14 protein-coding genes and 1 tRNA gene are annotated in these 18,527 nt (G+C 66.5%); 5 read left to right on the plus strand and 10 right to left on the minus strand.

The window, feature by feature from the left end; translation table 11 throughout:
- Positions 1-58: 58 nt before the first annotated feature.
- The 4 genes from EL388_RS05660 to EL388_RS05675 all read left to right on the plus strand — a co-directional run bounded on the left by EL388_RS05660 (position 59) and on the right by EL388_RS05675 (position 5,330).
- Positions 59-754 (plus strand): succinate dehydrogenase iron-sulfur subunit, encoded by a 696-nt coding sequence (locus tag EL388_RS05660; protein WP_126460870.1) that lies wholly within the window; start codon positions 59-61, stop codon positions 752-754.
- Complete coding sequence (locus EL388_RS05665; RefSeq protein ID WP_197721828.1) at positions 751-993, plus strand: FAD assembly factor SdhE; 243 nt, start codon at positions 751-753, stop codon at positions 991-993. Before EL388_RS05660 ends, EL388_RS05665 begins: the two co-directional genes overlap by 4 nt.
- Complete coding sequence (gene gltA / locus EL388_RS05670; RefSeq protein ID WP_126460873.1) at positions 990-2,285, plus strand: citrate synthase; 1,296 nt, start codon at positions 990-992, stop codon at positions 2,283-2,285. The genes EL388_RS05665 and gltA overlap by 4 nt, the downstream gene beginning before the upstream one ends.
- A gap of 351 nt (positions 2,286-2,636) precedes the next feature.
- Positions 2,637-5,330 carry a 2-oxoglutarate dehydrogenase E1 component gene (locus tag EL388_RS05675; protein WP_232019193.1) on the plus strand — a complete coding sequence of 898 codons (2,694 nt, stop codon included), beginning with the start codon at positions 2,637-2,639 and terminating at the stop codon, positions 5,328-5,330.
- Between the two features lie 385 nt (positions 5,331-5,715).
- On the opposite strand, the gene EL388_RS05680 is transcribed toward EL388_RS05675, so the two are convergent.
- The 6 genes from EL388_RS05680 to EL388_RS05705 all read right to left on the minus strand — a co-directional run bounded on the left by EL388_RS05680 (position 5,716) and on the right by EL388_RS05705 (position 10,798).
- Positions 5,716-7,050 carry an ATP-binding protein gene (locus EL388_RS05680; protein ID WP_126460876.1) on the minus strand — a complete coding sequence of 445 codons (1,335 nt, stop codon included), beginning with the start codon at positions 7,048-7,050 and terminating at the stop codon, positions 5,716-5,718.
- A gap of 260 nt (positions 7,051-7,310) precedes the next feature.
- Entirely contained in the window at positions 7,311-7,979 is a 669-nt protein-coding gene (locus EL388_RS05685; protein WP_126460879.1) for a response regulator, read from the minus strand.
- 174 nt (positions 7,980-8,153) lie between these two features.
- Positions 8,154-8,825: a cytochrome b/b6 domain-containing protein gene (locus EL388_RS05690; protein WP_126460882.1), complete on the minus strand. Its 672-nt coding sequence runs from the start codon at positions 8,823-8,825 to the stop codon at positions 8,154-8,156.
- Between the two features lie 13 nt (positions 8,826-8,838).
- Positions 8,839-9,309: a diheme cytochrome c gene (locus tag EL388_RS05695; RefSeq protein WP_126460885.1), complete on the minus strand. Its 471-nt coding sequence runs from the start codon at positions 9,307-9,309 to the stop codon at positions 8,839-8,841.
- Positions 9,310-9,320: 11 nt separating this feature from the next.
- Positions 9,321-9,731, minus strand: coding sequence for a DUF1924 domain-containing protein (locus EL388_RS05700; protein ID WP_126460888.1), 411 nt, complete (start codon positions 9,729-9,731; stop codon positions 9,321-9,323).
- Between the two features lie 976 nt (positions 9,732-10,707).
- A tRNA-Ser gene (locus tag EL388_RS05705) sits at positions 10,708-10,798 on the minus strand.
- Between the two features lie 204 nt (positions 10,799-11,002).
- On the opposite strand from EL388_RS05705, the gene mltF reads away from it, so the two are divergent.
- Complete coding sequence (gene mltF / locus EL388_RS05710; protein ID WP_126460891.1) at positions 11,003-12,388, plus strand: membrane-bound lytic murein transglycosylase MltF; 1,386 nt, start codon at positions 11,003-11,005, stop codon at positions 12,386-12,388.
- A gap of 9 nt (positions 12,389-12,397) precedes the next feature.
- On the opposite strand, the gene serS is transcribed toward mltF, so the two are convergent.
- From serS to EL388_RS05730, 4 genes are all read right to left on the minus strand, one after another.
- Complete coding sequence (gene serS / locus EL388_RS05715) at positions 12,398-13,669, minus strand: serine--tRNA ligase (protein WP_126460893.1); 1,272 nt, start codon at positions 13,667-13,669, stop codon at positions 12,398-12,400.
- Positions 13,670-13,773: 104 nt separating this feature from the next.
- A complete protein-coding gene (locus EL388_RS05720; RefSeq protein WP_126460896.1) occupies positions 13,774-16,407 on the minus strand; it encodes an ATP-binding protein in 2,634 nt (877 codons plus the stop codon).
- 67 nt (positions 16,408-16,474) lie between these two features.
- Complete coding sequence (gene feoB, locus EL388_RS05725) at positions 16,475-18,259, minus strand: ferrous iron transport protein B (RefSeq protein ID WP_126460899.1); 1,785 nt, start codon at positions 18,257-18,259, stop codon at positions 16,475-16,477.
- The gene (locus EL388_RS05730; RefSeq protein ID WP_232019194.1) at positions 18,256-18,501 is read right to left on the minus strand and encodes a FeoA family protein; all 246 of its coding nucleotides are present in this window, start codon (positions 18,499-18,501) and stop codon (positions 18,256-18,258) included. Before EL388_RS05730 ends, feoB begins: the two co-directional genes overlap by 4 nt.
- Between the last annotated feature and the right edge of the window lie 26 nt (positions 18,502-18,527).

The raw sequence follows: 18,527 nt of genomic DNA on the forward strand, positions 1-18,527 counted from the left end.
TGCAGTCAACACGCCATAGAGCCGACTCACTAATGCCGCTTCTTCGCTAGGATTGCCGATGCGATTTTCAATCTACCGTTACGACCCCGAATCCGGCGCCGCGCCGCGCATGCAGCGCTATGAGCTGGATGCCGGCTTCAAGGGCCAGATGGTGCTCGACGCCCTGCTCGCCCTGAAGGAGCAGGATGACAGCCTGGGTTTTCGCCGCTCCTGCCGCGAGGGGGTGTGCGGCTCGGACGGGGTGAACGTCAACGGCCGCAACGTGCTGGCCTGCATCACGCCGCTGGCGGGGCTCAAGCAGCCGATCGAGATTCGGCCCCTGCCCCGGCTGCCGGTGGTGCGCGACCTGATCGTGGACATGGCCGAGTTCATGCGCCATTACCGGGCGGTGAAGCCGTATCTGATCAACCTGGAGCCGGAGCCGGAGAACGAGCGCCTGCAAAGCCCCGCGCAGCGGGCCGAGCTGGACGGCCTGTACGAGTGCATCCTGTGCGGCTGCTGCACCACGGCCTGCCCCTCGTTCTGGTGGAACCCGGACAAGTTCCTGGGCCCGGCCGCCCTGCTTCAGGCCTATCGTTTCGTGGCCGATTCGCGCGACCAGGCCACGGCCGAGCGCCTGGATTTTCTGGAAGACCCGTACCGGCTGTTCCGCTGCCACGGCATCATGAATTGCGTGGAAGTTTGCCCGAAAGGCTTGAACCCCACGGCCGCGGCCGGCAAAATCAAGGCCTTGCTGGTGAAGCGCGCGCTTTGACCGAGCAATTGAACCGTCTGCGCTGGCGTTGCCGGCGCGGCATGCTGGAGCTGGACGCCTGGCTGGAGGGGTTTCTGGACACGGCGTTCGGTCATCTCGACCCGGTCGAGCAGGCTGCCTTCGGCCGTTTGGTCGAGCAGGAAGACATGGACCTGTATGCCTGGTTGACGGGTCAAGCGTCGCCGCCGGCCGAATTTCAGGCCGTGATTGAAAAGATTAGAAAAGTGACGTCGAGATGAGCAAAAAAACCGCCACCATCGCATTCAGCGACAAGGACAAGACCATCGAGCTGCCCGTGCTCGAAGGCAGCATGGGGCCGGCCGTCATCGACAGCCGCGGCCTGGGCCAGCATGGGGTGTTCGCCTATGACCCTGGCTTTCTCTCGACCGCGAGCTGCGCCTCGAGCATCACCTACATCGACGGCGACAAGGGCCTGCTTTATTACCGCGGCTACCCCATCGAACAGCTGGCCCAGCATTCGGATTTTCTCGAAGTCGCCTATCTGCTGATCAACGGCGAGCTGCCCACGGCCGAGCAGAAGGCCCAATTCGTCAGCACGGTGAAGGAACACACCATGCTGCACGACCTGATGTCCAACTTCTACCGGGGCTTTAGGCGCGACGCCCACCCGATGGCGGTGATGGTCGGCGTGGTCGGCGCCATGTCGGCCTTCTATCGCGACTCGTCCGACGCCTTCGACCCCGCCCAGCGCGACATCGCCGCCTTCCGCCTGCTGGCCAAGGTGCCCACCATCGCGGCCTGGAGCTACAAGTACAACATCGGCCAGCCCTTCATGTACCCGCAAAACCGCTTCAGCTATGCGGAGAACTTCCTGTACATGATGTTCGCCACGCCCTGCGAGGAATACCAGCCCAACCCGGTGCTGGCCCGCGCCCTGGAGCGCATCTTCATCCTGCATGCCGACCACGAGCAGAACGCCTCGTCGTCCACGGTGCGGGTGGCCGGGTCCTCGGGCGCCAACCCCTTCGCCTGCATCGCCGCCGGCATCGCCTCGCTCTGGGGCCCGCTGCACGGCGGCGCCAACGAGGCCACGCTGAACATGCTGGAACAGATCGGCGATGAAAAGCGCATCGGCGAGTTCATCGAGCGGGCCAAGGACAAGACCGATTCCTTCCGCCTGATGGGCTTCGGCCACCGGGTGTACAAGAACATGGACCCGCGCGCGGCGATCATGCGCGAGACCTGCCACGAGGTGCTGAACGAGCTGGGCCTGAACGACGACCCGCTGTTCAAGCTGGCGCTGAAGCTGGAGAAGATCGCGCTGGAGGACGACTACTTCGTCAAGAAGAAGCTCTATCCCAACGTCGATTTCTATTCCGGCATCGTCATGCGCGCCATGGGCATCCCCAACTCGATGTTCACCGCCATCTTCGCCCTGGCCCGCACCGCCGGCTGGACCGCGCAGTGGATGGAGATGATCGCCAGCCCCGAGCACAAGATCGCCCGGCCGCGCCAGCTCTATGTCGGGCCTGCCCGGCGCGACTATGTGCCGATCGACAAGCGGGTTTGAGAGGAAATACAGCAAGTTGACGGGTAGGCTCGGGTTCCCCCTCCCAGCCTCCCCCATAAATGGGGGAGGGGTCCATGGCTGGGTTGGGTTTGAACCCCTCCCAGCCTCCCCCATGAATGGGGGAGGGGGCTTTGGCTGGGTTGGGTTTGAGCCCCTCTCGGCCTCCCCCATAAATGGGGGAGGGGGCTTTGGCTGGGTTGGGTTTGAGCCGCTCGCGGACTTTCTTTCAGGGTACACAGGCAGGGGGCGGCACTTTCGACTCCCTCCCCACTTGTGGGGAGGGCTGGGGTGGGGAAACCCAGGGCAGGACGAGGCCCTGGCTTGTTTCCTGCAGGCGTCCCGGGTGGACAGGTGACACTGCGCAGCGAGGCTTTTTATTCGGGCAGCGCCGAATATCTGGCGGCGCTGGAGGCGCGCGAGCAGGCGCCGGTGTCGCCGCCGGCCAAGCCCAGCGGCCCGGCGGTCACCGACTGGGCCTTGCTGGCGTGCAACACCGGCCAGGTCGGCGTGCTGCAGCTGATCAACGCCTATCGCTTCCACGGCTTTCGCGCCGCCGATCTCGACCCGCTCAAGCGCCTGAACCAGGACCCGCTGCCCGAGCTGGACCCGGCCAATTACGGCCTGACCCCGGCCGATCTCGATCTCGAGTTCGACACCGGCTCGCTGGCCGGACCGCCGCGCGACACCCTGCGCAACATCCAGGCCCGGCTGCGCCGCGCCTATTGCGGCACGCTGTCGGCCGAGTACATGCACATTCGCAGCACCGAGCAGAAGCGCTGGTTGCAGGCGCGGCTGGAGTCGTCCGAAGCACTCGACCGCGAAATCTCCGATCCGCGCCGGCACTGGCTGCTCAAGCAGCTCACCCTGGCCGAGACTTTGGAGAAGCTGATCCACGCCCGCTTCGTGGGCCAGAAGCGGTTCTCGCTCGAAGGCGGCGAGTCGCTCATCCCCTTGCTCAACTTTCTGGCCGAGCGCGCGGCCGCCAGCGGCATCAAGGAGATCGGCCTGGGCATGGCCCATCGCGGCCGGCTCAACGTGCTGCACAACGTGCTCGGCCGTTCGGCCCTGGCCCTGTTCGAGCAGGAGGCCAATCTGGCCTCGGAGGGCGCCTCGACCGGCGACGTCAAATACCATCTGGGCTATGCGCGCGAGGTGGCGACCGCGGCCGGCCCCATCCGCCTGGCCCTGGCCTTCAACCCCTCGCACCTGGAGATCGTCAACCCGGCGGTGCAGGGCTGGGTGCGGGCGCAGCAGCAAAAGCGCGGCGACATGGACGGCAGCCAGGTGATGCCGGTGCTGATCCACGGCGACGCCGCCTTCGCCGGCCAGGGCGTGGTGATGGAGGGCCTGGCCATGTCGGCCACGCGCGGCTTCACCACCGGCGGTACCCTGCACATCATCGTCAACAACCAGATCGGTTTCACCACCTCGGACCCGCGCGATACCCGCTCCAGCCTGTACTGCACCGACGTGATGAAGATGGTGGAGGCGCCGGTGCTGCACGTGAACGGCGACGACCCCGAGGCGGTGCTCAAGGCCGCGCGCATCGCCCTCGATTACCGCATGGCCTTCCACCACGACATCGCCATCGACCTGATCTGTTACCGGCGCCTGGGCCACAACGAGCAGGACGAGCCCATGGTGACCCAGCCGCTGATGTACCGGAAGATCCGCGCGCTGCCGAGCACGCGCGCCCTCTACGCCGGGCGCCTGGAAGCGCGGGGCCTGCTGCCGGCGGGCGGGGCCGACGCCCTGATCGAGGAGTGCCGGCAGGAGATCGAGGCCTTGCCGGCCGCGCCCGAGCGGCCCTACACGCCCTATGTCGCCGACTGGCGCCCCTATCGCGGCAACGACTGGCGCGTGCCGGCCGACACCGCGGTCGACCTCGGGCGCCTGCAGGCCCTGGGCCGGCGGCTGGCCCAGGAGCCGGCCGATTTCACCCTGCACCCCCGCGTGATCATGGTCATGGAAAGCCGGCGCCAGATGGCCGAGGGCAAGCTGGCGCTGGACTGGGGCATGGCCGAGGCCCTGGCCTTCGCCAGCCTGCTCACCGAGGGCCATGGCGTCCGCCTGACCGGGCAGGACTCCGGCCGCGGCACCTTCTTTCACCGCCATGCCGTGCTGCACGACCAGAAGCGCGAGCGCTGGGATGCCGGGGTCTATGTGCCCCTGCAGAACCTGGCGCCCGAGCAGGCCCACTTCCTGGTGGTCGATTCGCTCCTGTCGGAAGAGGCGGTGCTCGGCTTCGAATACGGCTATGCCAGCGCGGCGCCGAACGAGCTGGCGATCTGGGAGGCCCAGTTCGGCGACTTCGCCAACGGTGCCCAGGTGGTGATCGACCAGTTCATCGCGGCGGGCGAGGCCAAGTGGGGCCGGCTCAACGGCCTGGTGCTCTACCTGCCGCACGGCTACGAGGGACAGGGGCCGGAGCATTCCTCGGCGCGGATCGAGCGCTATCTGCAGCTTGCCGCCGAAGAGAACATGCAGATCGTGCAGCCCAGCCTGCCTGCCCAGCTGTTCCACCTGCTGCGTCGGCAGATCCGCCGGCCCTACCGCAAGCCGCTGATCTGCTTCACGCCCAAGAGCCTGCTGCGCCATCCCGATTCGACCTCGAGCCTGGGCGATTTGGCCAGCGGCGGCTTCCGGCCCGTGCTGGGCGAGGCCGATGCCGGCATCGACCCGGCCAAGGTCACGCGCCTGGTGTTCTGCAGCGGCCGGGTCTATTTCGACCTGGCCCATGCCCGCAAGGAGAAAGGGCTCGCGCATATCGCCCTGCTGCGCGTCGAGCAGTTCTATCCTTTGCCGGATGCGGAGATCCGGGCGGAACTCGCGTGCTATCCGAATGCCGCGGAGATCGTCTGGGCCCAGGACGAGCCGCGCAACCAGGGGGCCTGGCGCTTCATGGCCTATCACCTGAAGCAGCTGAGCGGCAGAGACATTCGATACGCCGGCCGGCCCGAATCGGCCTCGCCGGCCACCGGCTATCACAGCCTGCACAAGAAGCAGCTCGACGCGCTGATCGTGGCGGCACTCGGCACCGCTTGAGTTGGGCTAGAAATCCCCCTCCCAACCTCCCCTTTATGCCCTTTAGGGTGCACAGGAGTTAAGCACCCTCCCCATTTATGGGGAGGGATGGGGTGGGGAGTTTTTGCGTCTTCCCTTAACAGGCCGTTGAAAAACTACTGCGGTGGGCCATCTGCGGCGTTGCGCGGTGCTGGCTTCGGCCGCTTCGCTTAACCTCGGCGGCGCCGATGTTAGCCTGCGCCGAAACTGCGTTTTCGCTCCCTCGCCTATCTATTTGATATGTGGCTGCGCCGAAACTCACTTCGTTCGTTTTCTCGGTCGCTGCGCCCCAATCGCCTTGCATCTGGCCATCCTCGCTACGTTTTTCAACGGCCTGTTAAACCCGCCTAAAAGCGCAGGCGCATCTTCAGGCCCTGAACACGATCCCCGCCTTCAGGCCCCGGCCGGCCGCGCCGGGCAAGAGCCGCAGCTCGGCGCCATGCACCTCGGCGATGCGCTGAACGATGGACAGGCCCAGACCGCTGCCGGCCTCGCCGCTGCCGAGGACGCGGTAGAAGCGCTCGCGCACCCGGGCCCGTTCCGCCTCGGGGATGCCGGGGCCGGTGTCGACCACCCAGAGCGCGGCCCGACCCTGTTCGCGACCGATCTCCACCCGCACGCTGCCGCCTTGGCTGCTGTAGCGCACGGCATTGTCCAGCAGGTTTCTGAGCAGGATGCGCAGCCAGGCCGGATGGCCGGTGACGGTCTGTTCCACGCCCTGCGCCAGTTCGAGCGTGATGCCCTTGGCCAGCGCCGGCGGCGCCAGTTCGGCCAGCACCTCGCGGGCCAGTTCGCGCAGCGCCACGGTCGCCATTGGCGCCTGGGCCGCGGCATCGATGCGGGCCAGGGTGAGCAGTTGCTCGACCAGGTGGGTGGCGCGGTCGCAGCCGGCGATGGCATTGTGCAGGGCGCGGTCGCGCTCGGCCGCCTCGCCGGCGCCGAGGGCGACCTGGGCCTGGGCGCGGATGCCGGCCAGCGGCGTGCGCAGCTCGTGGGCGGCGTCGGCGGTGAAGCGGCGCTCCTGTTCCAGCGAGCGGCCGAGGCGGGCGAACAGGGTATTGAGCCGCTCGATCAGCGGCCGGGTCTCGGCCGGGTTGGCGCCGATCTCGATCGGCGCGAGATTGCCCGGCTCGCGCGCCGCGACCTCGGCGGCCAGCGCGTCCAGCGGCCGAAGGCCCTGGCGCACGGCCAGCCAGATCAGCGCCGCCAATACCGGCAGGCCGAAGAGCAAAGGGCGCAGCAGGTTTTCCGCAAGCTCGACGGCGAGCTTGTCGCGGATGTCCAGCCGCTCGCCGACATGGATCTGGATGTGCCGGCCGGCATCGCGGGTGGAATAGACCCGCCAGCGCCGGCCGTCGAGCTCGCGTTCGCTGAAGCCTTCCTTGCGCTCGGCCAGGGGCTCGCTCGGGGCGTGCAGGGAATGCAGGCGCAACTGGCCGTCCTGCCAGATCTGGAAGGCCACCTTGCGGGCATGACGGCCGTCGCCGGCGTGTTCCAGGTCGAGCTCGTCCAGCTCGTGGCCGACCTGGGCCACCAGCAGCGAGGCGGCCTGGGCCAGATGGGCGTCGAGCAGTTCGTCGAACTCCGCGCGGGCATCGCGATAGGTAAACCAGGCCGTGGCCAGCCAGACCGCGATGATGGCGGCCAGCGCCAGCAGGACCAGGCGCGCGCGCAGGGAGAGGCGGCGTTCAGCTTGAAACACGCGAAGCGCTGCCAAAGCCCCCCTCTCCCCAGCGGGGAGAGGGCAGGGGTGAGGGGGAAACGGGCTCGGCGAAGCGCGGTTTCATGGTTTGGGGCAACTTTTCGCCATGTCCTTTAGCAGGCCGTTGAAAAACGTAGCGAGGATGGCCAGATGCAAGGCGCACGGAGCGCAGCGACCGAGACATATCAAATAGATAGGCGAGGGAGCGAGCACCGCGCAACGCCGCAGATGGCCCACCGCAGTAGTTTTTCAACGGCCTGTTAGCCATGAGCGTCCTTGGCGATCAGATAGCCGACGCCGCGCACGGTCTGGATCAGCCTGGCGTCGAGCTTGCGCCGCAGATGGTGGATGTAGACCTCGACCGCGTTGCTCTCGATCTCCTCGCCCCAGGCATAGAGCGCTTCCTCGATCTGGGGCCGGGTGAGCACGCGGCCGGCGTGGAGCAGGAGGGCGTGGAGCAGGGCGAACTCGCGCGCCGACAGTTCCACCGGCTGGCCCTGAAAGCTGACCCGGTGCGCGGCGGGGTCGAGCTCGACGCCCTGCGCTTTCAGCACCGGCACGGGCTGGCCGCCGGCACGGCGGATCAGGGCGCGCAGGCGGGCGGCGAGCTCGCCCATGTCGAAGGGCTTGACCAGGTAGTCGTCGGCGCCGGCATCGAGCCCGGCGATGCGGTCTTCGATGGCATCGCGGGCGGTGAGGATGAGCACCGGGGTCGTGTCGCCCCGGCCACGCAGCCCGCGCAGCACCTCCAGCCCGGAGCGCCTGGGCAGGCCGAGGTCGAGCACCACCGCGGCATAGGCCCCGGCGGCGAGCGCGGCCTCGGCGGCGGCACCATCGCGCACCCAGTCGGCGGCGTAGCCGGCCTGGCGCAGGCCGTTCTGCACGGCATCGCCCAGCAGGGCATCGTCCTCCACCACCAACAAGCGCATGCCTATTTTCTCCATTCAATCGAGCAATCGCAGATATCCCTCATCCCCGGCCCTTCCCCCGGAGGGGAAAGGGTGAAATGCCCCTCTCCCTCTGGGAGAGGGGTAGGGGTGAGGGAACCGTGCATCGATACTGGCTTGTGGCCGGATTCGCCTATCCAGCTCCGGCTTTCAGGTTCAGTCGCCGTGTTCCGCGTGCTCTTCAGCATGGCCGCCGTCGACCGGCGGCGTCGCCACGCTCGGGTAGACGGCCCAGAAGGCCGCCACCGCTGCTGCCAGCAACAGCCCCAGCCAGGCATGGCCGCGCCGGATGCCGCTGCCGGCCTCGCCCTGCTTATAGCCGGTAACCATGGCGCGGGCCAGGTTCTCCCGGTGTTGCAGGCAGCCGAGCACCACGCCGGCGATATGCGCCAGCACCAGGACAAGCATGCCATTGGCGGCGATTTCGTGGAACTCCTCGAGCCATTCGCCGCCCAGCTCGTAATCCATGGCGATGCCCGAGCCGGCCGTGGCCAGGCCCAGGCCGAGCAGGCCGAAGATGGCCAGGGCGCCGGCCGGGTTGTGGCCGAGGTAGTGCGCGGGCCGGTTGGCCAGCATGGCCTTGATATAGGCCCAGGTCTTCCCCGGCCCGAACAGGAAGGACCGGAACCGCGCGTAGCGGCTGCCGGCCAGGCCCCAGATCAGGCGAAAGCCGATCAGGCCGGCGAGGGTGTAGCCGAGGGTGAAGTGGATCAGGCGCCAGCGCTCGGAATCGCCCGTGAGCCAGGCGCCGACGAAGGCGGCCGCCAGCAGCCAGTGGAACACCCGGGTCGGGATGTCCCAGACCAGAACCTTGGTGGTGTCTGCCATGATTTTTTTGCTCCTATCTCGGCAGGCGCAGGCTGCGCTCGCTGTAATCGCCGGCCTCGGCCTTTTGGTGGCAGGCGGCGCAGTTGGCCGGGCTCTTCACGCGGGCATCTTTCCACAACCTGGCCGGCACCTCGTCGTGTTCGTGGCGGAACCAGTTCGTCTCGGTGATGCGCTGCAAGGGCTTGCCGTCGCGGTCGAGGGCGGCGCGGCGGCCGGCGTTGGCCGTGAGGAAATTCAGGATTTCCTTGGCCTGCGCGGCCTCCAAACTGGCATCGGTGCCGAAGTGGCGGTCGAGCGTATTCATCATCTCGCGCCAGGATGCCGCCGGCAGCAGGCTGGGCGGGTAGGCGACATGACAAGTGCCGCATTCCTTCTGCCAGGTGGCGTTGTGGCCGGCCGGGCGCAACTCGTCGGCCTGGGCCGACTGGGTGGCGAGGCCGGCGAGCAGGAGCAGGGCGCACAGGGGCTTGGACAGTTTGGTCATGGCGGTCTCCTTCAGGGTTTGACGGTCATCAGGTAACTCAGCACGTCGCCCTTTTCCTGGGCGGTGCAGAGGCGGTCGAGGACGTCGTTGCAGTTGCGCTTGAACCACTTCTCCACCTGCCGGCGGCTGGTGAAGCGCTCGGCGTTGGCCTGCGGCGCCAGCGGCTCGATGCGCTTGCCGGTGACGGCGTGGCGGCCGGTCTGGCCGGGCCGTTCGGTGTGACAGCTGGCGCAGCTCCATTCGCCGCCATGACGGGTCTTGAAGAACTGTTCGCCGCGCTGGGCGGAGAAACCTTTGAAATTGGCGTCGGCCGCCAGGGCCTCTTTGGCGAAACCGGCGAGGAAATCGTTCGGCGTTTCGGCCCGGGCACCGGCGGCCAGCAGCAGGCCGGCGGCCAGCAGAAGGGTGTGACGGGTGGACATGATGTGGCTCCTCGTATGGGTGGCGACGGAGCGCAGATTAGGCGGCGAAGATTAAGGCGGGCTTAAACCCAGATTGTCCATTAGCAGGCCGTTGAAAAACTACTGCGGTGGGCCATCTGCGGCGTTGCGCGGTGCTGGCTTCGGCCGCTTCGCTTATTGATCCGAAACAAATGTATTTGACCCTTCCCCACCGGGATACCGAAGAATGGAGGCTTATCGGAGGACAGGGTGAGAAAGAGGGTGCCCGACAGGGCGCCTTTCGGCACCCATTCCCTCACCCGGCTTCGCCACCCTCTCCCGGTGGGAGAGGGTAAGTAAAGTGGATTCGTTTCCCCTCGATAAAGGCATGGTTTGGCGAAGAAGGGATGGCTCGGTGCGCTTGGGCGCATCCCGCGTCCCTGCGCTGCGCTCCGGGACCGCACCTTCGGTGCGTTCAGCCGAGCTGTGCATCGTGGTGGCTCCGGCCGCTGTTGCACAGCTTAACGTTCGCTGTGCTCACGTTAGCCTGCGCCGCAACAAGCCGCTTCGCGGCGTGTTGTCGAACCCGAGGGGGTTCTCATCAGCCCCCCGCTCACCAAACAACAAAGCCGACCAGTGGCCGGCTTTCTTGTTTGGCGGAGAGGGGGGGATTGCTCGGGCTGCGCTTGGGCGCATCCCTCGTCCCTGCGCTGCGCTCCGGGACCGCACCTTCGGTGCGTCCAGCCGAGCAGTGCTCGGCTGTCGAACCCGAGGGGGTTCTCATCAGCCCCCCGCTCACCAAACAACAAAGCCGACCAGAGGCCGGCTTTCTTGTTTGGCGGAGAGGGGGGGATTGCTCGGGCTGCGCTTGGGCGCATCCCTCGTCCCTGCGCTGCGCTCCGGGACCGCACCTTCGGTGCGTCCAGCCGAGCAGTGCTCGGCTGTCGAACCCGAGGGGGTTCTCATCAGCCCCCCGCTCACCAAACAACAAAGCCGACCAGAGGCCGGCTTTCTTGTTTGGCGGAGAGGGGGGGATTCGAACCCCCGATACGGGAGACCCATATGCCGGATTTCGAATCCGGTGCATTCGACCACTCTGCCACCTCTCCAGATGACTTGTTCATGGCCGGGTCGGGACGGCCGCGAAAAGCTGGGCAGTATAGTGGCCGCGGCCGGCTAGTTCAAGTCGCGCCGCGCTTCTACGCGGTTTTCCGGGTTTTTCCGGGCCGGGCCGGGCACCTATAATCGGGGTCCGGTCGCCGGTTTCTTGACGGCTGCTAGGCGTAAACCCGAAAGGCGGTGTTCTGACTGTCATGAAGTATCCAGGAAGCCAGAAGCACGGCATCTCGTACCCGCTGCGCAGCATCGGTGCCGCGCTGTTGGCGCTGCTGCTGGCTGCGTGCGGCCCCAAGCCGATCGAGGGTCCGGAGCAGACCGGCATCCTGGTCGTGGTCACCCGGAGCAGCCCCTCCACCTATTACATCAGTCCTTCCGGTCAGCCGACCGGTTTCGAGTACGACCTGGTCAGCCGTTTCGCCGAGGCCAACGGTTGGCGGCTTCGGGTCGAGGCGGTGGCCAGCCTCGACGAGTTGTTCGAGCGCATCGACAACGGCACCGCCCACGTCGCCGCCGCCGGCCTGACCGCGACGCCGGCGCGCGATCTCAAGTACACCCTGGGGCCGAAATATGCCGAGGTGACCGAGCAGATCATCTGCCGCAGCGAAAAGGACCTGCCCAAGCGGCCCAAGGACCTGGCCGGCAAGCGGATCGAGGTGGTGGCCAACAGCAGCCATGTCGACGCCCTCTGGTGGCTGCGTCTGCGCCACCCCAGTCTGAAGTGGTCTGAGGTTTCGGCGAACGGCGAGGATGAATTGCTCGAACGGGTGCAAAGCGGCCTGTCCGATTGCACCGTGGCCGATTCGACCGCCTTTACCATCGCCCGCCACTTCTACCCCGACCTCGGCGTCGCCATGGAACTGGGCAAGCCGCGTCCGCTGGTTTGGCTGATGCCGAAAAACACGCCGCTCGCGCTATCGAAAAAGCTGGAAGAATTTTTCGCCGCGCTGAAAAAGAGCGGTGAACTCAAGCAACTGCAGGAGCGCTATTTCGGTCATATCCAGCGCCTGGAAGAGGCCGACGTGCGCGGCATCCTGGAGCGGCGCACCAGCCTGCTGGTTCGCTACAGGCCGCTGTTCCAGCAGGCGCAGATGGAGACCGGGCTCGACTGGCGCTTCCTCGCGGCCCTGGCTTATCAGGAATCGCACTGGGATCCGAACGCGACTTCGCCGACCGGCGTGCGTGGCATGATGATGCTGACCGGCGAGACGGCCGACCGCCTGGGCGTGAAGAACCGCCTGGACCCCCTGGAGAGCATCCTCGGCGGGGCCCGCTACGTGCTGACCTTGAAAGAAGGGCTGCCGGTGCGCATCCCCGAGCCGGACCGGACTTGGATGGCGCTGGCCGCCTACAACATGGGCATGGCCCACCTGGAGGATGCCCGGCGGCTGACGGCGAGTCTGGGCAAGAACCCGGATGCCTGGAAGGATGTGAAGGACGTGCTGCCCCTGCTGGCGCAGTCGGCCTATCAGGACAAGCTCAAGTTTGGTTTCGCCCGCGGCGGCGAGGCGCGCTATCTGGCGGAGAACGTGCGCATCTACTACGACATCCTGCTCAAGTACGAGCCGGCCTACCAGCCGTAAGGCTTACGCTCAAGCGGCCGCGAGTTTTTCCATGCCGCCCATATAGGGGCGCAAGACCTCAGGGATGGTCACGCTGCCATCCTCGTTTTGGTAATTCTCCAGTACTGCGACCAGCGTGCGGCCGACTGCGAGACCGGAGCCGTTGAGGGTGTGCAGCAGCTCCGGCTTGCCCTTGTCGGCGCGGAAGCGGGCCTGCATGCGGCGGGCCTGGAAGGCCTCGAAGTTGGAGCAGGAGGAGATCTCCCGGTAGGTATTCTGGCCCGGCAGCCATACCTCCAGGTCGTAGGTCTTGCTCGAGGAGAAGCCCATGTCGCCGGTGCACAGCAGCATCACCCGGTAGGGCAGGCCCAGCTTCTGCAGGATGGTCTCGGCGTGGCCGGTCAGTTCCTCCAGCGCGGCGTTGGATTCCTCGGGCCGGACGAATTGCACCAGCTCGACCTTGTCGAACTGGTGCTGGCGGATCATGCCCCGGGTGTCGCGGCCGTAGGAGCCGGCCTCGGAGCGGAAGCAGGGGGTGTGGGCGACCAGGCGGATCGGCAGGTTCTCGGCCGGGATGATCTCGTCGCGCACGATGTTGGTCACCGGCACCTCGGCGGTGGGGATGAGGTACATGTCGTTCGAGAGCTTGAACAGGTCTTCCTCGAACTTGGGCAGCTGGCCGGTGCCGCGCAGGGAATCGGCGTTGACCAGATACGGCACGTAGACCTCCTCGTAGCCGTGCTCCTGGGTGTGCATGTCGAGCATGAACTGGGTCAGCGCCCGGTGCAGGCGGGCAAGGTCGCCGCGCATCAGGGCGAAGCGGCTGCTGGCGATCTTGGCCGCGGTGGCGAAGTCGAGCAGATCCAGGCCCTCGCCGAGGTCGACGTGGTCCTTGGGCGTGAACCCGAACGGGCGCGGGGTGCCGACCCGGCGCACCTCGACGTTGGCCTCGGCATCGGGGCCGACCGGCACGTCCGGCTGCGGCAGGTTGGGAATGGCCGCCAGCAGTTCCTGCAGCTCGGCCTGGATGCCATCCAGGCGCGTCTCCATGGCTTTGAGCTCGTCACCCAGGCCGCCGACCTCGGCCATCAGGGCCGAAGCGTCCTCGCCCTTGCCCTTGGCCACGCCGATCATCTTGGACAGGCTGTTGCGCCTGGCCTGCAGTTCCTGGGTGCGGGTCTGGATGTCCTTGCGTTCGGCCTCCAGGGTTTCGAAGCGGCCGGTGTCCAGCTGAAAGCCGCGGCTGGCAAGGCGGTGGGCGACGGCGGCGAGGTCTTTGCGGAAGAGTTGGATGTCGAGCATGGAAAACAGCTTTGATAAGAACGATGCGAATGCCTCGATTTTACCGGGCCGGGCGGGCGATTTCGACCGTTGGCGCCGGCAACGGCCGAATTAGCCGGGAGAATTCAGGCCGGGTGTTGCAAAGAATCCGCGGGGAGTTGCCGGATTTGCGCGCGCAAACGCGAGAAGGCCTCGCCCAGGGCATCCAGGTCGGGGGCGATGGCCGGCCAGTCGGCCTGCTTGGCGTTTTGCTCCAGACGGCAGGCGAGGGCATACAGTTCCTGGGCGCCGGTGAAGGCGGTCGCGCCCTTGAGCTGGTGCGCCTCGCGGGCCAGTCGGGCCGAGTCTTCGGCCAGATGGGCGAGACGCAGTGCCTCGATCGAGCCGGCGGTGCTGTCGACGAAAACCGTCAGCATCTCCTGCACCTTGTCCACGTTGCCCTTGCAGGTGCGGATGATCTTGTCCAGGTCGAATGACATGGCCGCTGCGGGTTCGCGCATGTCTTCATCCGGTGCCCCCGCTGGCGGCTCGATCTCTTCGGTCTTGCCCGGCAGCCAGCGGGCCAAAGTTATGGCCAAGGCCTCGTCGAGGATGGGCTTGGTCAGGTAGTCGCTCATGCCGGCGTCGCGGCAGGTCTGCTCGAAGCCGTGCATGGCGTTGGCGGTCAAGGCAACGATAGGCGTTTGCGGCAGTTCCTGTTCCGCTTCCCAGGCGCGGATGGCGCGGCTGGCGGTCATGCCGTCCCATTCGGGCATCTGGCAGTCCATCAGCACCAGATCGATGCCGCCGGCCTTGACCTTGTCGAAGGCCTCGATGCCATTGCCGGCCAGCTCGACGGCGATGCCCATGTTCTCCAGCATGTATTGCACCAGGCGCTGATTGACCGGGTTGTCCTCGGCCAGCAGGACGCGGACCTGGTTGAACCGGAGCGCGGGCAGCGCCATGGCCGGGCTGGTCGGGGCTTCCTCGGTGGTGGCGGACAAGGGCAGGTCAAGGTGGAAGCTGCTGCCCTGACCGATCTTGCTGCTGACGGTGAGGTTGCCGCCCATCAGTTCGGCCAACTGCCGGCAGATGGTGAGACCGAGTCCGGTGCCGCCGTATTTGCGGCTGGTTGAGCCGTCGGCCTGGGCGAAGGCCTCGAAGATGCGATCGAGCACCGGTTGCGGGATGCCGATGCCGGTGTCGCGCACGGAGAAGCGGTACCAGTTGCGTTCGCTGTCGCTGCCGATGGCCTGGACGCTGAGGCAGACTTCGCCCTGCTCGGTGAACTTGAGCGCATTGTCGAGCAGGTTGAGCAGGATTTGGCGGATGCGCAGAGGGTCGCCGATCACGCGCTCCGGCAGGCGGTGCATGCCTTCCAGCTTGAGCGCCAGGTGCTTTTCTTCGGCCCGGTAGCCGTAGAGTTCCAGCACGTCTTTGAGCAGGGCCTGCGGCTCGAAGGCGATCTGTTCGATGCTCAGGCGGCCGGCCTCGATCTTGGAGAAGTCGAGGATGTCGTTGATGATGCGCAAGAGCGAATGGGCCGAGCGCGCCACCGTCTCGGCATATTCGTGCTGGCGTGCGTCGAGCTCGGTGCTGAGCAGCAGGCGGGTCATGCCGATGATGCCATTCATCGGCGTGCGGATCTCGTGGCTGACGTTGGCGACGAACTGCGATTTCATCTCTGCCGTGGCCAGGGCGGCGTCGTGCGCCGCTTTTTTCGCTGCCTCGGCGGCCTTCTGCGTGGTGACGTCGCGCATGATCGCCTGGATGTAGGGCTTGCCGTCGAGTTCGATGGCGTTGAGCATGATCTGGGCCGGGAACTGGCTGCCGTCGGTGCGCCTGGCCAGCCATTCGAAGGTGCTGTGGCCCGTGCGAATGGCGGCCTGGATCTGCCGGGTTGCCATGTCTTTGGCCGATTCACCGTTGGGCTGGGGGTCGGCGCCGAGCTGCTCCGGCCGCATGCGCCTGAAGTCCTCGACCGACTCGAAGCGAAACATGCTCAGCGTGGCCGGATTGCAATCGGTGAAGCCTTCGCTGTCGAGGATGACGATGCCGTCGGTGTTGGCCTCGAACAAGGTGAGATATTTGGTGCGCTCCCGGTCGGTCAGCGCGGCCTGCTTGGCCGTGCGCTGGATCACCACCACCGCGACCAGGCCGCTGACGGTGGCGGCGGCGATGCCGAGCAGGATCAGCCAGAGCCGCGTGCTCGCGTAGGCGGCGGCGGCCTCGTTGGCGGCCTTCTGGGTCATGCTGCGCTGAATGTCGATCAGGGTGTCGAGTTCCTCGAACAGCTGGCGCTGCAGTGGGATGGCCTCGTTCTGCAGCACCTCGAAGGCGAGGAAGGTATAGCCCTCCATGCCCAGGTTGACCAGGCGGACCATGACCGGCTGGTTGGCGCGGGTGAGGGCATCCAGCCTTGCCAGCGTGGCCTTTTCCTCCGGCTCGGTCAGCATGGATGCGAGCTGGGTTCGGGTGTTGGAGTAGCTCTCTCCATAGCTGTAGAAGCGCAGCATCTCCGCGTCCTTTTCGAACTCGTCGCTGATCACCAGGATGGAGTGCATGGACACCGTGCGGTCGCGCAGGATCTCCCGCATCTCGTTGGCCAGCCGGCTCTTGACGTTGTTCTCCTTGACGATGCGTTCCAGCCGCTGGTTGATGCCGGCCATCTCGTCCAGGGCGACGAAGGTGATCGCCGCCATCAGCAGCAGGGCGAGGGCGAAGCCGGCGCCGACGGTGAAGATCAGGCGCCGAGCGAGAAGGACTTGGCTGGAGAACATGGCGGCAGTTTAGCGCAGCCTTGCCGACCGATTCGGCCGCTGGTTCGAATGAACCGGCCGGTCCTGGCTAGAAGCCGAGGCTGCGGGCAGCCTGGTAGAACAGGAAGCTCACCGTCCAGGCCAGGGTCAGCGGCCAAACCAGAGCGAGCAGGGTGTAGCCCCAGCTCTTCGATTCCTGGCGGATGGTCGATAGGGTGGCCAGGCAGGGCGTGTAGATCAGGGTGAACAGCATGAAGCTGTAGGCCTGCACCCAGTCGAGCTTTTGCGCCAGCAGCCGGCTCAGCTCGTCGCCGCCTTGGCCGTAGATCACGGCCAGGGCGCCGATCACGATCTCCTTGGCGACGAAACCGAACAGCAGGGCGATGGAGAGCAGGCTGTCGAGGCCCAGCGGCGCCATCAAGGGGGCGGCCAGCTCGGCCAGGCGGCCGGCCAGGGTTGCGGCGCTGGCCGGCGCGGCGTCGAACGGGTAATGGGTGAGAAACCAGACCAGGACGACACCGGCGACGATGAAACCGCCGGCCGCACGGAGGAAATGCCCGGCGCTGCGCCAGCCTTCGAGCAGCAGAAAGCGCAGCGTCGGCAGGCGATAGGGCGGCAGTTCCAGCATCAATGGGTCGCGGCTGTGGTAGCGGCCGCGCCAGACCAAGGCGGTGAGGAAGACCATGACGAAGCTCATCAGGTAGAGCGAGAACAGGGCCAGCGCCGCGGCCTTGGGCGCGAAGATGGCGCCGATGAGAAAGAGGAAGACCTGCAGCCGGGCCGAGCAGAGCGAGAACGGAATCACCAGCATGGTCAGCCGGCGCAGACCGGGTGAGCGCATCACCCGGGTGCCGAGGATGGCCGGCACGTTGCAGCCGAAACCCATCAGCTGCATGACAAAGGCGCGGCCGTCGAGGCCGAGCCGATGCATCAGGGCGTCCATCAGGAAGGCGGCGCGCGAGAGGTAGCCGCTGTCCTCCACCACGGCCATGACCAGGAAGAAGATGATGATGATGGGCAGGAAGGTGACGACCGTGCCCAGGCCGTCGTACAGGCCTTCGACCAGGAAGCTCTGCGCCCCGGCCGGCAGGCCCTGGACGGCGGGCAGGAGCCAGGCGTCCTTGATGCTGCCGAGCAGCCAGTCCAGGCCATCCTGCAGCGGCGTGCCGATGCTGTAGATGGCCTGGAAGGCGAGGTACATCACGGCGAAGAACAGCGGCAGGCCGAGCCAGGGGTGGAGCATGAGCCGGTCGATGCGGTCGGTGACGCTGGCCGGCACTTGCACCGGCGTGCTGACGCTCTGGCTGACCAGCGCGCTCAGCTCGTGCTCGATCGAATCGTCCTGTTCGAAGGCGGTCTTGTCGGCCAGTTGCAGCTTGGGGTGCCGATGCACTTGCTCGACCAGGGTCTGGCGGACCAGCTCGAAGCCGCTGCCGAACTTGGCCGACAGGGTGCGGACCGGGGCGCCGAGGGCCTGCGACAGACGCTCGGCATCGACCCGCACCCCCAGCTTCTTCGCCTCGTCCGCCATGTTGAGCAGCAACACCATGGGCAGGCCCAAGGCCTTGAGCTGCAAGGGCAGGGCGAGCTGGCGATCGAGCTGGGTCGCATTGAGCACGACGACGAAGAGATTGACCGGCTGGCTTTCCAAGAAGCGGCGCACCACCAGTTCGTCCTCGGAAAAGCCGTGCATGTTGTAGATGCCGGGCAGGTCGACCACCTCGACCATGGCGTCGCCCAGCAGGATCTTGGCCGACAGGAGGTCGACCGTGATGCCGGGCCAGTTGCCGATGCGGGCGCCGGCGCCGGTCAGCCGGTTGAAGAAGGTGGATTTGCCCGTGTTGGGCATGCCCAGCAGGGCGATGCGTTTCATACCGCGAGGCAGATGCTGATCTGGGCGGCCTCGTTGCGGCGGAGCATGAGGTCGGTGTGGCCGATGCGGACCTGGATCGGGCCGTTGAGCGGGGCGCGGCGGATTACCTCGATCGTGCTGCCAGGCCGTAGGCCCAGACCGGCCATGCGCCGGGCCAGTTCCTTGCCGACATGCAGGTCGTGGATGGTGCCGCGCATGCGAGGTTTGAGTTGATCGAGCGGGGTCATGATCGCCTCTGTCATGAGAATGATTCTCATGCTACTAAAAA

Origin of the sequence: Sulfuritortus calidifontis (genome assembly GCF_003967275.1) — a bacterium.
GTDB lineage: Bacteria > Pseudomonadota > Gammaproteobacteria > Burkholderiales > Thiobacillaceae > Sulfuritortus > Sulfuritortus calidifontis.

Bases quoted from the DNA above. Each gene is read 5' to 3' on its own strand.
- EL388_RS05660 (WP_126460870.1), top strand. From the start codon at position 59: ATGCGATTTTCAATCTACCGTTACGACCCCGAATCCGGCGCCGCGCCG.
- gltA (WP_126460873.1), top strand. From the start codon at position 990: ATGAGCAAAAAAACCGCCACCATCGCATTCAGCGACAAGGACAAGACC.
- EL388_RS05685 (WP_126460879.1), bottom strand. From the start codon at position 7,979: ATGCGCTTGTTGGTGGTGGAGGACGATGCCCTGCTGGGCGATGCCGTG.
- EL388_RS05690 (WP_126460882.1), bottom strand. From the start codon at position 8,825: ATGGCAGACACCACCAAGGTTCTGGTCTGGGACATCCCGACCCGGGTG.
- EL388_RS05695 (WP_126460885.1), bottom strand. From the start codon at position 9,309: ATGACCAAACTGTCCAAGCCCCTGTGCGCCCTGCTCCTGCTCGCCGGC.
- EL388_RS05700 (WP_126460888.1), bottom strand. From the start codon at position 9,731: ATGTCCACCCGTCACACCCTTCTGCTGGCCGCCGGCCTGCTGCTGGCC.
- mltF (WP_126460891.1), top strand. From the start codon at position 11,003: ATGAAGTATCCAGGAAGCCAGAAGCACGGCATCTCGTACCCGCTGCGC.
- serS (WP_126460893.1), bottom strand. From the start codon at position 13,669: ATGCTCGACATCCAACTCTTCCGCAAAGACCTCGCCGCCGTCGCCCAC.
- EL388_RS05720 (WP_126460896.1), bottom strand. From the start codon at position 16,407: ATGTTCTCCAGCCAAGTCCTTCTCGCTCGGCGCCTGATCTTCACCGTC.
- feoB (WP_126460899.1), bottom strand. From the start codon at position 18,259: ATGAAACGCATCGCCCTGCTGGGCATGCCCAACACGGGCAAATCCACC.
- EL388_RS05730 (WP_232019194.1), bottom strand. From the start codon at position 18,501: ATGACAGAGGCGATCATGACCCCGCTCGATCAACTCAAACCTCGCATG.